The sequence below is a fragment of the Polynucleobacter sp. AP-Reno-20A-A9 genome, assembly GCF_018882085.1.
GTDB lineage: Bacteria > Pseudomonadota > Gammaproteobacteria > Burkholderiales > Burkholderiaceae > Polynucleobacter.
This window is the reverse complement of record NZ_JACVPB010000009.1, coordinates 16,922-38,421: the sequence shown is the minus strand read 5'-3', so window position 1 is coordinate 38,421 and position 21,500 is coordinate 16,922. Positions and strand designations below refer to the sequence as shown.

Genomic DNA, 21,500 nt, shown 5'->3' with positions numbered 1-21,500 from the left:
TGGGAGCCCTCAATGCAAATCATTCTTTTAGAAAAAGTAACAAACCTGGGCAACCTCGGCGACGTAGTTCGCGTTAAAGACGGTTTCGCTCGTAACTTTTTAATCCCACAACGTAAAGCTCGTCGTGCAACTGAAGCAGCGATTGCTGACTTTGCAGTTCGCCGTGCTGAGTTGGAAAAATTAGCTGCTGAGAAATTAGCTGCCGCTGAAGTGGTTGGCGCAAAGCTTAAGGACCTGGTTCTCGAAATCGGTCAAAAAGCGGGTGTTGACGGTCGTTTGTTTGGTTCTGTAACCAATCATGACATCGCTGATGCTTTGAAAGCTAAAGGCTTCACAATTGAGAAGTCTTCAGTTCGCATGCCTACTGGTCCATTGAAAATGGTTGGTGATCACCCTGTAGCGGTTGCTGTTCATACCGACGTAGTTACAGATATCACTATTCGTGTAGTTGGCGAGCAAGCCTAAGTTTTAGAACTGTAAATAAGCCACATGGCTGAATCCCGTTCACGTTCCGTTACGCTGAATCCCGGCATGATGGGTTTTGGGGATGCAGTCGTGCAGGCTTTAAAAGTCCCGCCGCATTCTGTAGAAGCCGAGCAATCTTTGCTCGGCGGTCTACTGATCGATAACTCCTCTTGGGATAACCTGGGTGGAGTATTAAACGATAAAGATTTCTATCGCCCCGAACATGCTTTGATCTACAAAGCAATTGCCCGTTTGGTTGGCGACAATCATCCCGCTGACGTCATTACTGTTCATGATGCAATTAAATCTGAGCAGGGTGGTGATTTGGTTGGTATTGATTACTTAAATTCATTAGCGCAAAACACTCCCAGTGCAGCGAACATTAAGGGCTATGCCGATATTGTTCGTGACCGCAGTATTTTGCGTCGCTTGATTGAAGTTTCAGACAGCATTGTCAATTCTGCATTCGTTCCTGAAGGCCGTACTGTCAGAACCTTGTTGGATGAGGCTGAGTCACGCATTCTTCAGATTGGTGAAGAAGGCAGTCGCAAAGCTGATTACCTTGAGATTGAACCTTTGCTGAAGGCTGTTGTTGCCCGCATTGATGAGCTCTATAACCGCCAAGGCGGTAGCGACATTACCGGTATTGCCACAGGCTTTATTGATTTAGATAAGCAAACTAGTGGTCTGCAAAAAGGTGACTTGGTCATTGTTGCCGGAAGACCCTCAATGGGAAAGACCGCATTCGCATTAAATATTGCCGAGAACGTTGCGTTGGCTGAAGGTTTGCCTGTTGTGGTGTTCTCGATGGAGATGTCAGGCGAACAATTGGCTGCCCGTTTGCTGGGGTCAGTAGGGCGCGTAGACCAAGGTCGTATGCGTACCGGTAAGTTACAAGATGATGAGTGGCCACGTGTCACTGATGCAATTGCTCGCTTAAGCAATACCCAAATTTTGATTGACGAGACTGGTTCTTTATCAAGCTTAGAGTTACGCGCACGCGCGCGTCGTATCGCCAGAAACTTTGGCGGTACCCTTGGCTTAGTAGTAATTGATTACTTGCAGTTGATGAGTGGCTCTGGTTCTGAAAACCGTGCAACCGAGATTTCTGAAATCTCACGCTCACTCAAATCACTTGCAAAAGAATTGCAGTGCCCTGTAGTGGCGCTCTCTCAGTTAAACCGTGGTCTTGAGCAACGCCCTAATAAGCGTCCGATCATGTCAGATCTTCGTGAATCTGGTGCTATTGAACAAGATGCTGACTTAATCATGTTCATCTATCGTGATGAGGTATATCACCCAGACACCACTACTGATAAAGGCATGGCAGAGATCATCATTGGTAAGCAGCGTAATGGTCCGATTGGAACTGTACGTCTAAGCTGGCAAGGCCCGTATACCAAGTTTGATAACTTGGCGGTGGGATCTATTGGTTACTCTTCTGGTGGATATGAGCCGTTCTAAGCTAAGAAGAATAAAAAATAAAATAAACTGAAAACATAAGCAGATAAAGAAAAAGCCTCACACTGTGAGGCTTTTTTAATGCGGAAAATTTATCGGATAAAAACAGATTAAATAACTAATCTTATTTGCCACCTTCACATTTCTTGATAGAGGCTGCTTTAGCTGCACCATACAGTGGCTTACCATCTTTGCTAATTGCTTTAGCTTCACAATCGTTCGGCTTGGCATCACCCATGCACTTCTTAATGGAAGCATCTTTAGCTGCGCCATACAGCGGCTTTCCTTCTTTGCTCACTGCCTTGGCTTCACAGGCTGCTTGATCAGCAAAAGCGTAAGTAGGAAGCGCAAAGCTCAGGGCAATACTTAAAGCGATGATGATTTTTTTCATGCTCATTCTCCAGGTGGGTGATTAGGTTCAAGCTTACTTTAATCCTGTAAACCATTATTGATGATTATGTAAGTTGGAAGTATTAGCCCTAAGGTTAATAGATATTAACTACTTGGGTAATTATCATTAACCCTATTAATATCAGTGGCTTAGCCACTTCTTTTATATCTAAATCCGCTAGAGCAAGCCCAATGAAAAGCATGATTCCGTTTCGCAGCCTACTAAGTTTTGGAGTTGCTTACATGCTCCTAGGTTTCTCATCATTCTCGATCGCGGCAGGTAGCTGTGATAACTACACTCCGGATATAAACGGAACTGTAGTGACGTGTACTGGAGTCGGCAGCACATCAGCAGGCGTTATTTCGACTCAGTCAAATACAACAGTGGGCAATAGCGTTACTGTAAACATTAACTCTGGTACTTCATTAATCATCAATGGCTCTACAGTGGGCATTGGTAGTGCAGCCACAGTAGTTAATGATGGAAATTTAAATACCAGTGCATTTTATTTTGGCTATGGTATTTCATCAGGAGTTAACGGAAGATCTCAGGCAGGTGGCAGCAGCATTACTAACAACGGCAATGTTTACACGGGTGGTACGAGCGCATCAGGCATTTACATCAGTGCAACTAATGCTGGTTCTGCGGCCAATACGATCATCAATACTGGCTCCATCACAACAGCGGGCTCTGGTGCAAATGGTATTCAGGTTGTTAATGGTGGAGCAATCACTGCCATTAATAATTCGGGAGTGATTTCTGCTCAAGGGGCCAATTCAAATGGAATTCAAGTAACGGGTGCAGCAAATATCACTAACTCAGGAACCATCTGTCCATCAACGGTGGTTGGTAGTAATTGCGTTGCAAGCGGTGCGGGTAGTGGCAACGGTATTCAAATTGATAACAATGCCAATGCCAATCGCACTACTATCACCAACACTTCATCTGGATTAATCGGCGCACCTACAACTGCTAATTATGCAATTTATAGCGCCCAACAGCCCGGAGTGGATGTATACAACTACGGAAAAATTACCGCTGCAAGTGCTACCGCTACTGCGATTAATTTTGCCGGTTCGACCACAGGTGGCTCCAACAACACAGTTACTATATATAGCGGTTCAACACTATTGGGTGGCATTAGTTTTAATAAAGGCAATACTCAGGAAACCTTGAGCTTTAACGGGCTTTCAAATACAAACTTTAATAATGCCGTAACTGGTCTGAATGTTATCAATGCCACTAACGGTTCTAATGTGGTGATGAACAGCACTTCAGGTTATGAATTAGCAGCTGGAAAGATTGCGGTTGACGGCACTTCTAGTTTGGCTATCTCCGGGGTGATTCAGGATCAAACTAGCCCAAGCACTGCTGCTTCGAGTATTGAGAAAAGTGGAGCTGGAACTTTAGTGTTATCTGGCGCCAATGCTTACACGGGTGGCACAGCGTTGAATGCGGGAACTATTGCAGTTACTAACAATGCAGCCCTAGGCGCTGGTGCTTTAACAATGGCAGACGGCACAAGCTTGCAGGCAAACTCTTCAGTAAGTCTTGCTAATAGCGTTGCTTTATCTGGTGCGAGCACTATCAACACCAATGGAAACAATATGGGTCTGTCTGGGAGTATGACTGGATCTGGTGGATTTACTAAAACAGGTACCGGCACATTAACCCTCTCCGGTACTAATGCCTATAGCGGCGGAACAACCGTCTCAGCAGGTACGTTGGCTGGTAATACCTCGAGCATTCAAGGTAATGTAATTAATAACGCAATAGTGAATTTCAGTCAGTCCACTAATGGCACATATGCTGGCGTGATGAGCGGATCAGGTAGCCTAGTTAAAGATGGTTCTGGCACCGTAACCATTTCTAAGGTCAATACTTATACCGGTGATACAAACATTAATGCAGGTGGTCTGATACTAACTGGTTCGACCACATCAAATACTTCTATTGCTGCTGGCGCTAACTTGCAAGGCAGTGGCGTCATAAATGGCAATGTATCTAACTCGGGAACAATTGCCCCATCATTTACTGGCACCGCAACCAATCTCACAGTCAATGGAAACTACGTTGGCAATAATGGCGCCTTCGTTGGTGGTGTGTATGCTCCAGTTGCTTCGCCTGTTGCCGATACGCTGACTGTCGCTGGCAACGCCACCGGCTCTACTGGGCTCGCTATTACCGATAAGGGCGGCCTTGGTAATCGCACGACTGGCAATGGCATTCCTGTGGTGATTGTGAATGGAACTTCTGCATCCAATGCATTTGCATTAACTCAGCGTGTTGCAGCTGGTGCTTATGAATACCAGTTATATAAAGGCGGTGCGTCTGGGGCGGGTAATTCTTGGTACCTTTCTACTCAAGCGCCAACTCCAGCATCCACGCCTGGCTCCGGTGGCTCAACGCCATCCCCTGTTACTCCAGTCGTTCCTGTCGCCCCAGTCATCACTCCAGCAGCTGGTGAGCGTATAGAAGTTGCTGTTTATCCCGCCATACCCTCATTAGTGCAGTTGTATGCGCAGACAGCGGTTGATACATTGGATCAACGCCGTGGAGATCTTAATTTGGTTGATCCGCAGGGTGGCACCAAGAAGAGCTCTAACGATTGGGCTCGTATTATTGGTAAGACAGGTATATCAACTCCATCTTCAGCGAATGATGGCCCGAAGATGAGCTTTAATGCTTATGCTTTGCAGTTGGGTGTAGATGTGTATCAGAATGAAGAGCAGAGTGGATCAAGATCTTATGTTGGCCCTTATGTAACGATTGGTAGCGCTAATGCCAATACTTCTAGTCAGACTGGTGGGATCTCTACCGGTAGCATTAATGGCATGCAGGCTTACTCTCTAGGCTTATACGGAACTCACTTTGCTGCTAATGGCCTGTATGTTGATGCTCTTGCACAAGGCACTCGCTACCTCAATGCGGGAGCCAGTTCTGTACAAGGTGCGCAGCTCAGAACACAAGGATCTGGCTTTACTGGATCCCTTGAGGGTGGCGGTCGCTGGAACTTCGATAAGTTCTTAATTTCTCCGCAAGCGCAAATCGTATATGACGCCATTGGCTTAAATAATGCAACCGATGCTTATGGTCAAGTAAACTTTAACAAGAGTGAAATGACTCGTGGCCGCTTAGGTTTATTGGCAGGTCACAAGGATGTTGTTGGTAGCACCCCCATCTTTGCGTATTTGCGCGCTAGCTATTGGAGCATCTTTAATGCAGGCACAAGCACTACTATGGCTTCACTATATGGCGTTAACCCAATCACTTTTCAGTCTCAAGCCAACTCACGCTGGATGACTGTAGATGCCGAGTTAAATGCTCGCATCACAAAGGATACCAATTTGTTCTTGAACTTAGCGGTGGATAATTCTTTAATGGGAACTTACCAGGCTTACTCTGGCAGGATTGGTCTGCAGACTCGTTTCTAAAGCAAGTTTGATTTAAGTTTTGTGTGTTTACTGGGGCACCATACGACGTGCTTCAGTAAACTTCGCCGCCCAATAGGGTGCTGTAATGTAATCTAGGCGCACGGTTCCTCCGGCACTGGGGGCATGTACAAATCTCCCTTGCCCAACATAGATTCCAGCGTGTGAATACTTTTCACCGGTAGTGTTGAAGAACACTAAATCACCTGGGGCTGGAGGCTGACCTTCAATGCTTCTGCCTTTGGTGCTCATGAGCTCAATAGTGCGCGGCAACTTAACTCCAGCCGCTTTGTTGTAGACGTACACAATCAGTCCACTGCAATCAAAGCCACCCTTTGGGGTATTCCCACCATAGCGATAAGGCACATCTACTAGGCCTACTGCTGCAATGGAAATATCTTCAGTGCCGACACTAGTATCTTGTTTGAATTGAGAAACTTTTGCAGAGTTTGATTTACCGCTGAATGTGCTGCATCCGCTTAGGATGAGTAAGCTACAAATAAAAATGCCGCACCCCAAGAGAGTGCGGCATGAGGAGGGTTGCTTAGAGTGCGTCAGCAGCATGATCCGCAAGACGTGAACGCTCACCGCGAGCCAATGTCACGTGACCACCGTGACGCCAGCCTTTGAAGCGATCGACCACATAAGTCAATCCAGAAGAACCTTCTGTTAAGTAAGGTGTATCAATCTGGGCGATATTACCTAAGCAAATAATTTTGGTTCCAGGACCTGCACGGGTCACCAAAGTTTTCATTTGTTTAGGGGTGAGGTTTTGCGCCTCATCGATGATCACAAATTTGCTCACAAAAGTTCTGCCGCGCATAAAGTTCATGCTCTTGACTTTAATGCGTGAGCGAATCAACTCTTGAGTGGCGGCTCGACCCCATTCACCAGCGCCACCATCTTCATTGCGCTGTAGCACTTCAAGGTTATCGTCAAATGCACCCATCCAAGGCTGCATTTTTTCTTCTTCGGTGCCTGGCAGGAAGCCAATGTCTTCGCCAACTGGTACCGTGGCGCGAGTAATGATGATTTCGTTATACCGCTTACTGTCTAGAACCTGTTCAAGACCGGCGGCCAATGCCAGCAAAGTTTTGCCGGTACCAGCTTGTCCCAATAGGGTCACAAAATCAACATCTGGGTTCATGAGCAGATTCATAGCAAAGTTCTGCTCGCGGTTACGCGCAGTCACACTCCAAACATTGTTCTTTTGATGAGAGAAGTCTCTGAGTGTTTGTAAGAGAGCAGTTTTGCCATTAATTTCTCTAACCTGTGCGTAGAAGGGTGTAGAGCCATCTGGATTTTCTTGATAGACAAACTGATTGACCAACATGCTTTGCACGGATGGTCCGGTCACTCGATAGAACATCGTACCGGATTTAGAATCAGCCCAGCTTTCCATATCCTTGCCATGCTTGGGCCAAAAATCTGCTGGCAATGACATCACGCCGGCGTACATCAGATCACGATCTTCTAAAACCTGGTCGTTGAAATAATCTTCCGCCGGTAAGCCAAGTGCACGCGCCTTGATCCGCATATTGATATCTTTCGATACCAACACCACTTCTTGACCCTTACGAGTTTTTTGTAGCTCACTGACTACCGCCAAAATCATGTTGTCACCCTTACCTTCGGGTAAGCCTTCAGGCAATGCTTGAGTGGAGAATTTGGTTTGGAAGAAAAGGCGGCCAGTCACATCTTGGTTGCCTAGCTTATTTAGGGGAATGCCTTCGTCAAGAGTGCCGCTAGTACCAGCAATGAGCTGGTCCAGGGATCTGCTGACAGTGCGAGCGTTGCGAGCTACCTCGGTCATGCCTTTTTTGTGATTGTCCAGCTCTTCAAGAGTGGTCATCGGCAGGTATAGATCGTGTTCGGAGAAGCGGAACAAAGAGCTTGGATCATGCATTAATACGTTGGTATCGAGCACAAACAAACTAGGGGGTCCAGTGCGAATAATCCGTTTTGGTTTTGCTGGCGCGGCTGCCTTGTTCTCATTGCGTTCATTGTGCTGATTATGAACAGGGCGATGATCCGCTTTAATTTTTTCGAGAGCTACTTCTGCTGCAGATAAATCTTCTTCCGCATCATTAGTCCAATCAACAGCTTCCACTACCACTGGTTTTGCTTGAGCAGGACGTTTCTTTAAGTCGGGGGTATCTTTGCGACTGAGTTTCACTTGATCAGCAATTTGAGTGGGGATTGGGGGCAGTGGCATGGACTCTCCTAAAAGAAAAAACCGCCAAGCGGAGTGCGTTGACGGTTTATTACGAAACTAGTTGCAGCAGTACTTGAAAAACGAAGGGGGTTACTCCCCGCGCCTGATCTGAGATATTCAGGTTTCTGATTCAAACGGATTGTCAGACTTTCCCGTCGTTTACGGTGCATATGAATCACTTTACCCCAAATTTTGGGGTTTGCAAGCACCTTAGATCAAATTATTGTAAAAATTATTTAGTGGCTTGAGCAGCTTGTAATACCTCTGTCACATGACCCGGAACTTTCAGGCCACGCCATTCTTTTGCCAGATTGCCGGAGGAGTCAAACAAGAAGGTGCTACGCTCGACACCACGTACTTGCTTGCCATACATGTTCTTCATCTTCATGACGCCAAAGATCTGACAAAGGGTTTCCTCTGTGTCAGCAACCAGTTCAAAAGGCAGCTCTAGTTTGCTCCGGAAATTGTCATGTGACTTGAGGCTATCTCGGGATACACCTACCACCAGAGTATTGGCTTTAGTGAATGCTTCAATGTTATCTCTGAACTCGCCTGACTCAGCCGTGCATCCCGGAGTCATATCTTTTGGGTAAAAATAAAGAACCAATTTTTTCCCTTTTGCAGACGCAGGTGAAAATGTCAATCCAGAGGTTGCTGGAATTGCGAACTGTGGCATAGGTTGACCGATGGCTACTGTCATGATGATCCTTCGTTGGTTGTTATCTCTGAGACCTAGTTATTTTGAATGATTAAGTCGCCACTTCTATTGGGTATTTCGCCCCAGGTCAGTGGTAATACGGCTATTTTATCGAGTTGCTTGGTGGCTTCCCAGGATTTGTGAAGCTCTCCCATGGTAACTAGGTCATGGCCTTGATTGAGCCATCCCACTAGTAGTTGCTCAAACGCGGGCAATAGCTTTTGACCTTCCAATTCAGCGTGCAGCGTGAAGACTTGGTCGTTTGGATTGCTTTGGGTGATCTCTAGTAACTTTTTGACTGCACCAAATTCATCTGCCCCATCAATACCAATAAGTTCATCAAAAGTGGGAAGTGTAGTTGGGTACTGAACATGCTTGGCTTTGCCTGATGGTAGTGCAAGACGATAGGGCATGAGATTGGGCTCAGCTCTGCCATCAGAAGAATAAGCAATCCCCCATTGATCGAGTTGCTCAAAGGCTGCTTCGTTCATTTGCCAACCAGCGGCGCCATAAGTTGCTGGCGCATGACCAAAGATTTCTAAAAATCGATCCCAACTTTTTTGCATCATGGCTTTAGTCCATGAGGCATCTTGATTGCGCACTGCATCTTGCCAGGCAACGTGATCCCAAGTATGAATGCCTGTCTCATGACCTGCTTTATCAATGGCGCGCATTTCTGCGGCAGCTTTTTTACCAATATCCGGTCCAGGAATAAGAACGCCATATAGCAAGGTCTTAATTCCATAGTGCTCTACAACAGAGGTGCGGCTAACTTTTTTCAGAAAGCCAGGACGGAAGACACGCTTTAAGGCCCAGCCGGTATGGTCAGGACCAAGGCTAAATAAGAAAGTGGCTTTAAGGCCAAAACGCTCCAAAGTGCGAGCTAGATTGGGTACGCCTTCTTTAGTCCCGCGTAAGGTATCAACATCAACCTTGAGAGCAATCTTAGCCATGTACCTTTGAATTTACCTTCGCTTATTCTTTGTCAACGAGGTGACGTGCTTTTTCTACGTCTTCACGATATGCTTCAAAAATATTCTTGAGCGCATCGGACATCGTAGTGGTTGGCTTCCAACCCAATTCGCTCATCGTGTTATCAATTGCAGGAACGCGATTTTGAACGTCTTGATAGCCTTCACCATAGTAAGCGCCAGAAGTGGTTTCGACAATCTTCACTTCATTAGCATTCTTTGCATACTCAGAAATACTGCGAGCGATTTCCAACATCTGATTGGCAAGTTCGCGAATAGAGTGATTATTCTTTGGGTTACCGATGTTGTAGATCTTGCCGTTGGCAACACCATCTTTGTTATCGATGATGCGCATTAAAGCATCGATGCCATCGTCAATATAAGTAAAGGCGCGTTTCTGGGCGCCACCGTCAACAACGTTGATAGATTCGCCGCGAACGATATGACCTAAGAACTGAGTCACAACGCGGGATGAGCCTTCTTTTGGTGTGTAGATGCTATCTAGACCAGGACCAATCCAGTTAAATGGGCGGAAGAGTGTAAAGCGCAAGCCTTCCATGCCGTAGCCCCAAATGACGCGGTCCATCAACTGTTTGGAGCAAGCGTAGATCCAGCGTGGCTTATTGATTGGTCCATAAACCATATTGGATTTAGCAGGATCGAATTCACCATCCTCACACATTCCATACACTTCAGAAGTCGATGGGAATACCAAATGCTTTTTGTATTTGACGGCAGAGCGCACGATTGGAAGATTGGCTTCGAAATCGAGCTCAAAAACTTTGAGTGGCTGCTGAACATAGGTTGCCGGCGTTGCAATGGCCACTAAAGGCAAGATAACATCGCATTTGCGAATGTGATATTCGACCCACTCTTTATTGATCGTGATGTCACCTTCAAAGAAGTGCATGCGCGGATGATTAACTAAGTCACCAAGACGATCGTTTTGCATATCCATGCCGTAGACATCCCAATCGGTTGTCTCGAGAATGCGCTTGGAAAGGTGGTGACCAATAAAGCCGTTAACACCAAGAATGAGTACTTTTTTCATCTCTACTGCCTCGTTTTAATCTAATTTATTTGCTTGCTGGAAACCATTCCAATACTTCAACTACTTGATGGTCGCCACAAATGCCGAATACCCGATTATCAACCACTTGGATGCCGCAAACCCCAAGATTGAGCTTGCTCGGAAATGGCCCTTTAAGGCTGGTGCGAGCCAGAATCATAGTCTTGCCCTCATAGGCAGTAAAAGCGCCTGGATAAGGGGGTGCAACAGCCCTAACTAGGTCGTGGACCTGTTTGGCAGTCTGATTCCAGTGAATTTGACCATCCGCAGGCTTTCTGCCGCCAAAATAACTACCTTTTTGGAGCTCATTCGCCCTCCGGGGAACAATTCCTTTTAAAAGACTTGGTAAGGCCTGATCAATTACGCTCACCGCAGCCTGACTTACCTTGCTAAATACATCGGTAGCAGTCTCATCTGGGTCGATGCTGACGGCTACTTGCCCAACAATATCCCCGGCATCTGGTTTTGCTTCCATGACGTGCAAAGTTGCACCAGTCTCTGTTTCACCATGCAGAATGGCCCAATTCACTGGAGCACGTCCACGGTACTTTGGAAGTAGTGAGCCATGCATATTGAGTGCGGCAATTTTGGCGCACGCCAAAATCTGCTCTGGAATCATGTGGCGATAGTAGAAAGAAAAAATGTAATCTGGGGCTATCGCTTGGAACTTTGGAAGCAATGCGTCTAACTCATTAGCGCTGGGCGTGATGTAAGAAATTTTCTTTTCTTGGCAGAGCTTTTCAACGCTCCCAAACCAGACATTTTCATTGGGGTCGTCTTGATGAGTTACTACTAGATCAACTTGTATGCCCGCATTGAGAAGTGCACTGAGGCAGTTGACGCCAACATCGTGATAAGCAAAGACGACTGCGTGCAATTATTTTTTCTCTAAAACAGTTTGCACTACATAGCGTGGGCGCTTGCGAATCTGTTGATAGATGCGGCCAATGTATTCACCCAAAAGTCCGAGCCCAAAGAGCATCACGCCAATCAGGAAGAAGGTCAGGGCAAAGAGGGTGAATACCCCCTCAACCTCAGCGCCTAGAACAAAGCGGCGAACCAGTAGGTAGACAAACAAGCTGCCAGCAGCAAGGGATAGCAGCATGCCAAGTATTGAAAAAATCTGCAACGGCATGACTGAGAATCCGGTAACCAAGTCAAAGTTTAGGCGAATGAGTTGGTACAAACTGTATTTGGATTCACCGGCAAAACGCTCTTCGTGTTTGACGGTAATTTCTACTGGGTTTGCGGAAAAGGTATATGCCAGTGCTGGGATAAAAGTATTGCTTTCATCGCATTGACGCACTAGATCAACAATGCGGCGACTATAGCCACGCAACATACAACCTTGATCGGTCATCGTGATGCGCGTTATGTTTTCACGCAAACGATTCATAGCGCGCGAGGCAAATTTTCTGAAGAAGCTATCTCGACGATCAGCGCGAATAGTGCCAACGTAGTCATGACCTTTTAATAGCTGCTCAGTTAAAGCATCAATTTCTTCGGGAGGATTTTGTAGGTCTGCATCCAAAGTAATGATGTGTTCGCCTTTGGCGTATTCAAAGCCAGCCATGATGGCCATATGCTGACCAAAGTTGCTATGAAATAAAACTGCACGGGTCACATCAGGGCGCAATTCCACTTGCTTGGAAAGGATGCCGGCGGAACGATCTTTACTGCCGTCGTTAACGAATACGATCTCGTAGGCGATCTTTCGTTTAGCAGCCAGGGCATCCAATGCCGGATAAAGGCGATCAAATAGGGCCTTTAATCCGTCCTCCTCGTTGTAAACGGGAATAACAATGCTGAGTGTTGGGTTGGCAACTAAATTTGCAGTCATGCTGCAATTTTGCCTGATTCTTTGGGTTTAACCCAGGAACGCTAGTTTTTGCGGTATTTCAGCAAAATTCCGACCAATCCACTGGCTATACGGCCAACATCTTCATCCGCCATTGCAGGAAATAAGGGAAGAGTCAGAATGGATCGACCAATACGTTCAGCAATCGGAGTATCTGAAGTTTTGTAGCCCTGGTTTTTATAGAGCGTGAACCCAGTAATTGCAGGGTAATGAACACCAGTGCCAATACCAAGATCTTTTAATTCCGTCATCACTTGGGCGCGATCCGTATTGAGCTGCTCAAGTGGCAGAACAACTTGAAACATATGCCAATTACTATCGGTAAAGTTCTCTACCGGAAGTTCTAATTGCAAACTTTCTAATCCGGCCGATTTCAATTCGGCGCGAAGGGCATCAAAGTATTGGCGCGCAAGTGCAGCACGACGTGTTTGATAAAAAGGAAGTTGCTTCAGCTGCTCAAGACCGATGGCTGCATTGACATCTGTCAAATTATCTTTGCCACCCAAGACATCAACATCCATACCATCCATCCCTTGGCGGGTCAGTCCCTGGAGGCGGAATTTCTCAGCAAGTTTTGCTTCGTCTAGATTATTGAGAACAAGGCAGCCACCCTCAACCGTGGTGAGGTTCTTATTAGCCTGAAAGCTATAGCTGACCAGGTCACCAAAGCTACCAATCTTCTTACCCTGCCACTGTGAGCCAAAGGCTTGTGCAGCGTCCTCAATCACGCGAAGCTGATGTTGTTTGGCTAGCGTGTAGAGCTGATCCATATCCACTGGAAGACCAGCTAAATAAACTGGCATGAGCGCGCGTGTTTTGGGTGTGATTGCAGCAGCTACTTTATTTAGATCAATGTTGCGTGTAACGGGATCAATATCCACAAATATTGGTTTTGCACCAACACTCAAAATCACATTAGACGTTGCTACCCAAGAAATTGGCGTGGTAATCACTTCATCACCATCACCAATTCCTGCAACTTGTAGAGCAATCTTCATGGTTGCTGTGCCATTAGCAAAGCAGCGCACAGGACGACCGCCAAAATAGTTGCTTAAGGTAGCTTCAAACTCTGCCAACTTGGGGCCTGATGTCACCCAACCTGAACGCAATACCTCTGAAACAGCGTCAATAGTTTCTTGATTGAAGCTCGGGCGCGTAAAAGGGATGAATGCGGAATTAGACTCTGACATAGGCTTCTATATTACTGCGTCACGTTCAATGCATCGGGATGTTTCACAATGACTCTACGTGAGTCTCGATCCACTTCCTGCATTGGAAAGTGTTGGGCCCTGAGTGCATCAAATTGCTCCGGAACCATGAGAGCATAAGCTGTTTGATCTTCTTGCCAGCGGGTAATAAAAGCCTCCAGGGTCGGCATCCACAGATCTGGCTCTTGATTGACGCCAAACTCGAGCTCATCAGGCGATTCCACCATGATCATTGTCCTACCTAGGTAGAAGGGTACGGTGTGATCTAAAAGACGAACTGAATAGAAGTTCACTTTTTCCGGGATAGAGGTTTTGACTCGTTCTACTAGATCGATGCCAGAGACTGCGCGACCTAGAGTTTCGTGACCTGTTCCTGCGATGATGGCGCACAGAAAAAATCCAAAGGCAAAACTAACAATACTTTGAAGGCCATTACGTTTGCTTTGCCATGTTGCATAGGCGCTAAAACCAACAAGTGCTACCAATGCAGCAATTACCCAATAGGTGTACTGCGCATAAGCTTCAATCTCATCCGGTCTTGCTTGTTTACCAATAGCATTTAAAAAGAAGAATCCAACACATCCCAGAAGTGCAAAACCAAGTGCCTGTAATTTCCATGGCAATGCCATAGTGTTGGTGTGCCCCAGTAAGCGATCTAAACGGTTGCCAATAATTAATGCAAGTGCTGGGAAAACGGGAATGATGTAACCCGGTAGTTTGGAATGTGACACGCTAAAGAATGCAAAGATCACAGCAAACCAACAGGCCAATAACCAGCTTGCAGAAAATTCCCGACGGCGCTCGCTCCATGCCTGCGCAATAGCACCAGGGACCTGAAGAAACCAGGGGAGCAAGCCGATAAGAAGTAGCGGCACAAAGTAGTAAATGGGGCCGGTTCTGCTGTGATCATCTTGTGTGAAGCGCTGTAGATGCTCGTGAATAAAGAAGAACTCTAGAAACTCAGGATTGCGTTGTGCCACCAATACAAACCAAGGCGCAGTGATAGCTAGGAACAAAATAGTTCCACTAAATAAACGCAAGCGACTCCAAATTTTCCAGTCCCATGTACTGATCGAGTAGGCAATGAAAACCATTGCAGGAATGGCGGCACCAATAACTCCTTTGGATAGTGTTGCTAGCGCCATAAAAATCCAGCAAGCCCACATCCAGTTGCGACAACTATTTTTATTATGAGAAGTTTGCGCGATTAATAAGCTACACAAGGCTGCAACTAAAAATGAGGACAAGCCCATGTCGAGCGAGTTGAAGTGCCCACTGATAATCCACATCGGGCTGGAGGCAAGAACAACAGCAGCTAACCATCCTGCTCTCGCGTTAAAAATTCGGGCACCAGTAAATCCGACTAAAAGTATCGTCAAGAAACCTGTTAGTGCCGTCCAAAGACGCGCTTGCCAATCGCCAATACCAAACACTTGAAATGCTGCTGCAGTTGCCCAAGCTTGAAGGGGTGGTTTTTCAAAGTACTTATAGCCGTTGTAGCGCGGGGTAATCCAGTCACCTGTGACCAGCATCTCTCGGGCTATTTCTGCATAGCGGCCTTCGTCGGATGGAATAAGGTGGCGGTAATTGAGGGTACCAAACCACAGCAAGGCATAAATTATGACCAACAACAAAATCTTGCCCGGATGAAGGGCGGATGACTGCCGGATTTGGCCAAATTGCATTAAATCGGCTCCACAATCAAGGCCAGGACCACTTGACGTCCTTCGCCAACAAGGATGTTGTATGTCCTGCAGGCAGCTTGGGAGTCCATTATTTCAAAGCCAATTTTGGCCTCAATCAAGGATTTGAGGAGTTCTGGCTTGGGAAAGCGCTGGCGACTACCAGTCCCGATGAGGATTAATTCTGGTTTTAAATCAACCATTTGCGCGAAATGACTGGCTTCTAGGCTATCAAATGTTTGCGCAGACCAGTTGGAGATGGCGCCGTCCGAGCTGAGCAAGACCGCATGGGCGTAAGGGATCTTATTGATCTCTACGTAGCCATCGCCATAGCCAGTGATCGTATTCGCTCCTGAATGGGGGTCAGATTGAAGCTTCAAGTGGACTCTCTGTCATAATTATGTGGATTATAGCTAGCTGTTTTTTCTCATATTTCAAGAACTTACCCTTACATTTATTGTGAAACCGATCCTAAAGTCCCAAAAGCTCGATAACGTTTGTTATGACATACGTGGGCCGGTGCTTGAGCTTGCTCAGCGCATGGAGGAAGAGGGCCACAAAATCATCAAATTAAACATCGGAAACGTAGGGGTTTTCGGTTTTGATCCACCTGAAGAGATTCAGTTGGACATGATTCGCAATTTAAGCAATGCGTCAGCTTATTCTGATTCCAAAGGAATCTTTGCCGCTCGCAAAGCCATCATGCAGTACTGCCAAGAAAAGGGCATTCAAGGCGTGACATTGGATGATGTTTATACCGGTAACGGTGTATCTGAGCTCATCGTGCTGTCGATGAATGCGTTATTGAATGACGGTGATGAGGTTTTGGTTCCAACACCGGATTACCCGCTTTGGACTGCTGCGGTCAGTTTGTCGAGTGGTACACCGGTGCACTATCTTTGCGATGAATCCAAAGAGTGGGCACCAGACTTAAACGACCTACGTAAAAAAATTACCCCTCGCACTAAAGCGATTGTGGTGATTAATCCAAATAATCCTACTGGTGCGATTTACTCTAAAGAAGTGTTGCTTGAGTTGACGCAGATTGCTCGCGAGCATGGTTTGATTTTGTTCGCGGATGAGATTTACGACAAGATGCTGTACGACGGCGAGAAGCATCTTTCATTAGCTTCTTTATCTACAGATGTAGTCATCATTACATTTAATGGTCTTTCTAAGAATTACCGCTCCTGCGGCTACCGCGCCGGCTGGATGGTGGTTTCAGGCGATAAAGAGATGGTTCGAGACTATATCGAAGGCCTCAATATGTTGGCCTCGATGCGCTTGTGTGCCAACGTTCCAGGTCAGTATGCGATTCAAACTGCATTGGGTGGTTACCAAAGTATTAATGACTTAGTGGGTGAAGGCGGTCGCCTCGCAAAGCAACGTGATCTTGCATGGAAATTGATAACTGATATTCCGGGCGTTACTTGCGTCAAACCAAAATCCGCTTTGTATTTATTCCCAAAGCTAGACCCTGAGGTTTATCCAATTGAAGATGATCAGCAATTTGTTGCTGATCTGTTAAAAGAAGAAAAAGTATTGTTAGTGCAGGGCTCTGGTTTCAACTGGGGAAAACCTGATCACTTCCGCGTAGTGTTCTTGCCTCACGAAGATGTGCTCAAGGAAGCTATTAGCCGCCTTGCACGTTTTCTGGAGCGTTATCGTAATAAGCACAGCCGTAAGGCTTCTTCAACTGCAGCAAAGGCATCATGAAACCGATTCAAGTAGGTCTGTTAGGTATTGGCACTGTTGGTGGTGGCGTATTCACTGTTCTCGAGCGCAACCAAGATGAAATTACTCGTCGTGCTGGGCGCGGCATTCGCATAAATACGGTCGCTGATTTAAATGTAGATCGTGCCAAAGAATTGGTTAAGGACCGCGCACAAGTAGTGAGTGATGCCCGTGCTGTGATTAATAACCCAGAGATCGATATCGTTGTTGAGCTCATTGGCGGTTACGGTATTGCTAAAGACTTGGTTCTTGAAGCCATCGCCGCTGGCAAGCATGTTGTTACAGCTAATAAAGCATTGATCGCTGTTCACGGTAACGAGATCTTTAAGGCGGCACACGCTAAAGGCGTAATGGTTGCCTTTGAAGCTGCCGTTGCAGGCGGTATCCCCATTATTAAAGCCTTGCGTGAAGGCTTAACGGCCAACCGTATCGAATGGATTGCCGGCATCATTAACGGCACAACAAATTTCATTTTGTCAGAGATGCGCGACAAGGGCTTGGATTTCGCAACTGTGCTTAAAGAGGCGCAGCGTTTAGGTTACGCAGAAGCGGATCCTACTTTTGATATTGAAGGTATTGATGCTGCGCATAAAGCGACCATCATGAGCGCAATTGCATTTGGTATTCCAATGCAGTTTGAAAAAGCGCATATCGAAGGTATTACTAAACTAGATGCAATAGATATTAAATACGCAGAGCAATTGGGCTATCGCATTAAGTTACTTGGTATTGCCAAGAAGACTTCAACAGGTGTTGAGTTGCGCGTGCATCCAACATTGATTCCTTCCAAGCGTTTGATTGCAAACGTTGAAGGCGCCATGAATGCCGTGCAAGTATTTGGCGATGCCGTAGGAACAACTTTGTATTACGGCAAAGGTGCAGGCTCTGAGCCAACTGCTTCCGCAGTGATCGCCGACTTGGTGGATATCACCCGTTTGATTAGTGCTGACGCTGAACATCGTGTTCCTTATTTAGCCTTCCAGCCAGATGCTGTGCATGACACGCCAGTACTCCCTATTGGCGAGATCACTACTAGTTACTATCTGCGCTTGCGTGTAGCTGATCAGGCTGGTGTATTGGCTGATATCACTAAAATTTTGGCATCGCATGGCGTTTCTATTGATGCGCTCTTGCAAAAAGAAGCCGATGAAGGCGAGAGTCAAACTGATTTAGTGGCCTTAACTCACGAGACCAAAGAAAAGAACATGCTTGCCGCGATTAAAGAGATTCAGAATCTCAAGACGGTTGCTGGCGAAGTAGTGAAGATCCGTTTAGAAAATCTGTCTTAAGTAAAACTCAGCAAAACACATGCGTTACCAATCTACTCGTGGCAATAGTCCACAACAATCCTTCTTAGAAATTTTATTAGGGGGATTGGCGCCTGATGGCGGCTTGTATTTACCTACTCAATACCCACAAGTCACTGCAGCGCAACTAGATTCATGGCGCAGTTTGTCATACGCTGATCTTGCTTATGAAGTCTTGAGTCTGTACTCCGACGATATTCCCGAAGCAGATTTACGTGCACTCTTGCGCAAAACCTATACAGAGCAGGTGTATTGCAATGGTCGCCCTCAAGACAATGCTAAAGACATTACCCCGATACATTGGCTGGGTGAAGAGCATGGCACTCGCATTGGTCTATTGAGTCTTTCAAATGGCCCAACGTTGGCTTTTAAAGATATGGCCATGCAATTGCTGGGCAATCTTTTTGAGTACGCCTTAAAGAAAAAAGGTCAGCAGCTCAATATTTTGGGCGCCACCTCTGGTGATACAGGTAGCGCAGCTGAGTACGCAATGCGCGGCAAAGAGGGTGTGAAGGTGTTTATGCTCTCACCACGCGGGAAGATGAGCGCCTTTCAGTCTGCGCAAATGTATTCCTTGCAAGACCCTAATATTTTTAACTTAGCAGTAGCTGGCGTTTTTGATGATTGCCAAGATATCGTTAAGGCGGTGAGTAATGATCATGCCTTCAAAGCGAAGAACAAAATCGGCACCGTGAACTCCATTAACTGGGGTCGTGTGGTAGCTCAAGTGGTGTATTACTTCCAAGGTTATCTCCTAGCTACCAAGTCCAGCTCCGAGAAGGTGTCATTCACAGTGCCGTCTGGCAACTTTGGCAATATCTGCGCAGGTCATATTGCTCGCATGATGGGTTTGCCTATTGAGCATTTGATAGCCGCAACAAACGAGAATGATGTGCTGGATGAGTTCTTCCGCACCGGCGTATATCGTGCACGCAAGTCTGCTGAGACGCTTCATACATCGAGCCCATCCATGGATATCTCCAAAGCGAGTAACTTTGAGCGATTTGTATTTGATTTCATGGGTCAAGACGGTAAAGCCACTGCAGCCATGTTTAAGCAAGTAGATGAAGCTGGTGGATTTGACATCTCAAAAGACACGGTCTTTAAAGAGCTGGTTAAGTATGGTTTCCAATCTGGTCGTAGCACGCACGAGAATCGCCTAGAAACCATTCGTGATATTGATCAACGCTATGGCGTCATGATTGATACACATACTGCTGATGGTGTGAAGGTTGCTCGTGAGCACTTGCAAACTGGCATTCCGATGATTGTTCTCGAGACAGCCTTGCCAATTAAGTTTGAAGAAACTATTGAAATTGCTTTAGGTCGCCCTGCTGAATGCCCACCAGCATTTAAAGATATCAAATCAAAGCCGCAGCGCGTTGAAAATATCGATGCGGATGTTAACCAAGTTAAAGACTTCATCACAACACATCTGGGTTAATTTTTAACCGAGAAAATTGCAGCAATAAAGAGCCATCCTATGACTAAGCCACCGATGTTGACTGCGCAGCAGGCATTAGATCATTTGCTTTCTCATGCCCAAACTGTTGGTGAGAGTGAGAAGATAGCCATGCAGGCTGCTTTAGGTCGTGTACTTGCTGAAAACGTCAATAGTCTAGTGGATGTACCTCCACTAGATAACACCTCGATGGATGGTTATGCAGTTAGCGCGGCTGATACCAAAAATCCTGGAAGCACCCTGAAAATTGCGCAACGTATTCCGGCTGGCTCGATGGGGACTCAGTTAGAGGCTGGCACAGCTGCTCGAATCTTCACGGGCGCCCCTGTACCTCCTGGTGCAGATGCGGTGGTGATGCAGGAGGATTGCTCGATAGAAGCTCAAGTTGATCAAGTAACCATCAACATGGCTCCGACATTAGGCCAGTGGATTCGTCGCAGAGGCGAGGATTTAACTGCTGGTAAAACTTGTTTGACCGCCGGAACATTCTTGCGCCCACAGGAGTTAGGTGTAGCTGCTTCAGCTGGCTTGACTCATTTAAATGTGAAGCGTCGCGTTAAGGTGGCTGCATTTTTCACGGGCGATGAGTTGGCTCTTCCGGGTGAGCCCCTAAAGCCGGGCGGCATTTACAACTCGAATCGAGATACCTTATTAGCCTGCCTCAAGTCTTTAGGTTGTGATGCAACTGATTTGGGGATCGTCCCAGACCGTTTAGATGCAACACGTGCAGCATTGCGTAAAGCCAGCAAAGATCATGATTTGATTATTACCTCCGGTGGTGTTTCTGTCGGAGAAGAAGATCACATCAAGCCTGCGGTTACTGCTGAAGGAAGATTAGACTTATGGCAGATCGCTATTAAGCCCGGTAAGCCGCTGGCTTTTGGTGCGGTACGTAAATCAGATGATCCTAAAGATGGCAAAGCCTGGTTCATTGGTCTACCCGGCAACCCTGTATCCAGCTTTGTTACCTTCTTATTATTCGTGCGTCCTTTTATTCTGAAATTACAGGGCCGCGAAGCTAAGCAGCCCCAGTCTTATTTCATGCGTGCAGATTTTGATTGGTTAAAAGCAGATCGCCGCAATGAATTTTTGCGCGTCAAAACGAATGAGCAAGGAGGTCTAGATTTATTTCCCAATCAAAGCTCTGGCGTACTCACTAGTGCCTCTTGGGGTGATGGTTTGGTAGATTGCCCGCCAAACCAGCCTATTAAGGCTGGAGATTTGGTGAAGTACATCCCCTTTGATGCGCTCCTCAAATAATCGGTTTACGATTACTTCATGAAACTCGAATTACGATTCTTTGCCTCATTGCGTGAAGCACTTGGTGTCTCGCAAGAGACCGTCACTATTCCGGATAACGTAAAAACGATTGCCGATCTCAGGGCGCACCTCATTGAACGTGGTAATCCATGGGCTGAAGTCTTGGCGGCTGGCAAACTATTACGCTGCGCCTTAAATCAACATATGGTTAATGCGAATACTTCATTGCAAGATGGTGCTGAAGTGGCTTTCTTCCCGCCGGTTACTGGGGGCTAATGTGCCGATCAAG

General features: G+C 46.4%; 18 protein-coding genes and 1 pseudogene. 8 read left to right on the top strand and 11 right to left on the bottom strand.

Features of this window, described 5'->3' with window-relative positions:
• The first annotated feature begins 12 nt into the window (after positions 1 to 12).
• Positions 13 to 465 carry a 50S ribosomal protein L9 gene (gene rplI, locus ICN39_RS08610; RefSeq protein ID WP_216233640.1) on the top strand — a complete coding sequence of 151 codons (453 nt, stop codon included), beginning with the start codon at positions 13 to 15 and terminating at the stop codon, positions 463 to 465.
• Between the two features lie 24 nt (positions 466 to 489).
• Positions 490 to 1,929 (top strand): replicative DNA helicase, encoded by a 1,440-nt coding sequence (gene dnaB / locus ICN39_RS08605; protein WP_370623717.1) that lies wholly within the window; start codon positions 490 to 492, stop codon positions 1,927 to 1,929.
• 121 nt (positions 1,930 to 2,050) lie between these two features.
• On the opposite strand, the gene ICN39_RS08600 is transcribed toward dnaB, so the two are convergent.
• On the bottom strand, positions 2,051 to 2,317 hold the full coding sequence (locus tag ICN39_RS08600) for a hypothetical protein (protein WP_215360307.1): 267 nt from the start codon (positions 2,315 to 2,317) through the stop codon (positions 2,051 to 2,053).
• 191 nt (positions 2,318 to 2,508) lie between these two features.
• Here ICN39_RS08600 and ICN39_RS08595 point away from each other — a divergent pair, with 191 nt between their 5' ends.
• On the top strand, positions 2,509 to 5,751 hold the full coding sequence (locus ICN39_RS08595) for an autotransporter outer membrane beta-barrel domain-containing protein (protein ID WP_216233639.1): 3,243 nt from the start codon (positions 2,509 to 2,511) through the stop codon (positions 5,749 to 5,751).
• Positions 5,752 to 5,790: 39 nt separating this feature from the next.
• Here the strand turns inward: ICN39_RS08595 and ICN39_RS08590 are convergent.
• The 10 genes and pseudogenes from ICN39_RS08590 to ICN39_RS08545 all read right to left on the bottom strand — a co-directional run.
• Positions 5,791 to 6,168, bottom strand: a pseudogene (locus ICN39_RS08590) (C40 family peptidase); the annotation flags it as partial.
• 124 nt (positions 6,169 to 6,292) lie between these two features.
• Complete coding sequence (locus tag ICN39_RS08585) at positions 6,293 to 7,963, bottom strand: PhoH family protein (protein WP_216233638.1); 1,671 nt, start codon at positions 7,961 to 7,963, stop codon at positions 6,293 to 6,295.
• Between the two features lie 232 nt (positions 7,964 to 8,195).
• Positions 8,196 to 8,663 carry a peroxiredoxin gene (locus tag ICN39_RS08580; protein WP_216233637.1) on the bottom strand — a complete coding sequence of 156 codons (468 nt, stop codon included), beginning with the start codon at positions 8,661 to 8,663 and terminating at the stop codon, positions 8,196 to 8,198.
• Between the two features lie 32 nt (positions 8,664 to 8,695).
• Positions 8,696 to 9,613, bottom strand: coding sequence for a polysaccharide deacetylase family protein (locus tag ICN39_RS08575; RefSeq protein WP_216233636.1), 918 nt, complete (start codon positions 9,611 to 9,613; stop codon positions 8,696 to 8,698).
• 22 nt (positions 9,614 to 9,635) lie between these two features.
• Positions 9,636 to 10,682, bottom strand: a complete 1,047-nt coding sequence (locus ICN39_RS08570) for a bifunctional UDP-4-keto-pentose/UDP-xylose synthase (protein ID WP_216233635.1) — start codon at positions 10,680 to 10,682, stop codon at positions 9,636 to 9,638.
• Between the two features lie 25 nt (positions 10,683 to 10,707).
• Positions 10,708 to 11,577 carry a formyltransferase gene (locus ICN39_RS08565; protein WP_216233634.1) on the bottom strand — a complete coding sequence of 290 codons (870 nt, stop codon included), beginning with the start codon at positions 11,575 to 11,577 and terminating at the stop codon, positions 10,708 to 10,710.
• Positions 11,578 to 12,540, bottom strand: coding sequence for a glycosyltransferase (locus ICN39_RS08560; RefSeq protein ID WP_216233633.1), 963 nt, complete (start codon positions 12,538 to 12,540; stop codon positions 11,578 to 11,580).
• Between the two features lie 41 nt (positions 12,541 to 12,581).
• Positions 12,582 to 13,748, bottom strand: coding sequence for a DegT/DnrJ/EryC1/StrS aminotransferase family protein (locus tag ICN39_RS08555; protein WP_216233632.1), 1,167 nt, complete (start codon positions 13,746 to 13,748; stop codon positions 12,582 to 12,584).
• 11 nt (positions 13,749 to 13,759) lie between these two features.
• Positions 13,760 to 15,451, bottom strand: a complete 1,692-nt coding sequence (locus ICN39_RS08550; protein ID WP_216233631.1) for a glycosyltransferase family 39 protein — start codon at positions 15,449 to 15,451, stop codon at positions 13,760 to 13,762.
• The gene (locus ICN39_RS08545; protein WP_216233630.1) at positions 15,451 to 15,828 is read right to left on the bottom strand and encodes an Mth938-like domain-containing protein; all 378 of its coding nucleotides are present in this window, start codon (positions 15,826 to 15,828) and stop codon (positions 15,451 to 15,453) included. The genes ICN39_RS08550 and ICN39_RS08545 overlap by 1 nt, the downstream gene beginning before the upstream one ends.
• 79 nt (positions 15,829 to 15,907) lie before the next feature.
• On the opposite strand from ICN39_RS08545, the gene ICN39_RS08540 reads away from it, so the two are divergent.
• The 5 genes from ICN39_RS08540 to moaD are packed head-to-tail and all read left to right on the top strand — an operon-like array spanning position 15,908 to position 21,487.
• The gene (locus ICN39_RS08540; RefSeq protein WP_216233629.1) at positions 15,908 to 17,164 is read left to right on the top strand and encodes an aminotransferase class I/II-fold pyridoxal phosphate-dependent enzyme; all 1,257 of its coding nucleotides are present in this window, start codon (positions 15,908 to 15,910) and stop codon (positions 17,162 to 17,164) included.
• On the top strand, positions 17,161 to 18,471 hold the full coding sequence (locus ICN39_RS08535) for a homoserine dehydrogenase (protein WP_216233628.1): 1,311 nt from the start codon (positions 17,161 to 17,163) through the stop codon (positions 18,469 to 18,471). The genes ICN39_RS08540 and ICN39_RS08535 overlap by 4 nt, the downstream gene beginning before the upstream one ends.
• Before the next feature lie 19 nt (positions 18,472 to 18,490).
• Positions 18,491 to 19,933 carry a threonine synthase gene (gene thrC, locus ICN39_RS08530; protein WP_216233627.1) on the top strand — a complete coding sequence of 481 codons (1,443 nt, stop codon included), beginning with the start codon at positions 18,491 to 18,493 and terminating at the stop codon, positions 19,931 to 19,933.
• Between the two features lie 54 nt (positions 19,934 to 19,987).
• Positions 19,988 to 21,211 carry a gephyrin-like molybdotransferase Glp gene (glp, locus tag ICN39_RS08525; protein ID WP_216233678.1) on the top strand — a complete coding sequence of 408 codons (1,224 nt, stop codon included), beginning with the start codon at positions 19,988 to 19,990 and terminating at the stop codon, positions 21,209 to 21,211.
• An 18-nt stretch (positions 21,212 to 21,229) separates the two neighbouring features.
• Complete coding sequence (gene moaD, locus ICN39_RS08520; RefSeq protein WP_216233626.1) at positions 21,230 to 21,487, top strand: molybdopterin converting factor subunit 1; 258 nt, start codon at positions 21,230 to 21,232, stop codon at positions 21,485 to 21,487.
• The last annotated feature ends 13 nt before the right edge of the window (positions 21,488 to 21,500 follow it).

What these genes read in the sequence shown, in the direction of transcription:
- rplI (WP_216233640.1), top strand. Translation starts at nt 13, where the DNA reads ATGCAAATCATTCTTTTAGAAAAAGTAACAAACCTGGGCAACCTCGGC.
- dnaB (WP_370623717.1), top strand. Translation starts at nt 490, where the DNA reads ATGGCTGAATCCCGTTCACGTTCCGTTACGCTGAATCCCGGCATGATG.
- ICN39_RS08600 (WP_215360307.1), bottom strand. Translation starts at nt 2,317, where the DNA reads ATGAAAAAAATCATCATCGCTTTAAGTATTGCCCTGAGCTTTGCGCTT.
- ICN39_RS08595 (WP_216233639.1), top strand. Translation starts at nt 2,509, where the DNA reads ATGAAAAGCATGATTCCGTTTCGCAGCCTACTAAGTTTTGGAGTTGCT.
- ICN39_RS08585 (WP_216233638.1), bottom strand. Translation starts at nt 7,963, where the DNA reads ATGCCACTGCCCCCAATCCCCACTCAAATTGCTGATCAAGTGAAACTC.
- ICN39_RS08580 (WP_216233637.1), bottom strand. Translation starts at nt 8,663, where the DNA reads ATGACAGTAGCCATCGGTCAACCTATGCCACAGTTCGCAATTCCAGCA.
- ICN39_RS08575 (WP_216233636.1), bottom strand. Translation starts at nt 9,613, where the DNA reads ATGGCTAAGATTGCTCTCAAGGTTGATGTTGATACCTTACGCGGGACT.
- ICN39_RS08570 (WP_216233635.1), bottom strand. Translation starts at nt 10,682, where the DNA reads ATGAAAAAAGTACTCATTCTTGGTGTTAACGGCTTTATTGGTCACCAC.
- ICN39_RS08560 (WP_216233633.1), bottom strand. Translation starts at nt 12,540, where the DNA reads ATGACTGCAAATTTAGTTGCCAACCCAACACTCAGCATTGTTATTCCC.
- ICN39_RS08555 (WP_216233632.1), bottom strand. Translation starts at nt 13,748, where the DNA reads ATGTCAGAGTCTAATTCCGCATTCATCCCTTTTACGCGCCCGAGCTTC.
- ICN39_RS08550 (WP_216233631.1), bottom strand. Translation starts at nt 15,451, where the DNA reads ATGCAATTTGGCCAAATCCGGCAGTCATCCGCCCTTCATCCGGGCAAG.
- ICN39_RS08535 (WP_216233628.1), top strand. Translation starts at nt 17,161, where the DNA reads ATGAAACCGATTCAAGTAGGTCTGTTAGGTATTGGCACTGTTGGTGGT.
- thrC (WP_216233627.1), top strand. Translation starts at nt 18,491, where the DNA reads ATGCGTTACCAATCTACTCGTGGCAATAGTCCACAACAATCCTTCTTA.
- glp (WP_216233678.1), top strand. Translation starts at nt 19,988, where the DNA reads ATGTTGACTGCGCAGCAGGCATTAGATCATTTGCTTTCTCATGCCCAA.
- moaD (WP_216233626.1), top strand. Translation starts at nt 21,230, where the DNA reads ATGAAACTCGAATTACGATTCTTTGCCTCATTGCGTGAAGCACTTGGT.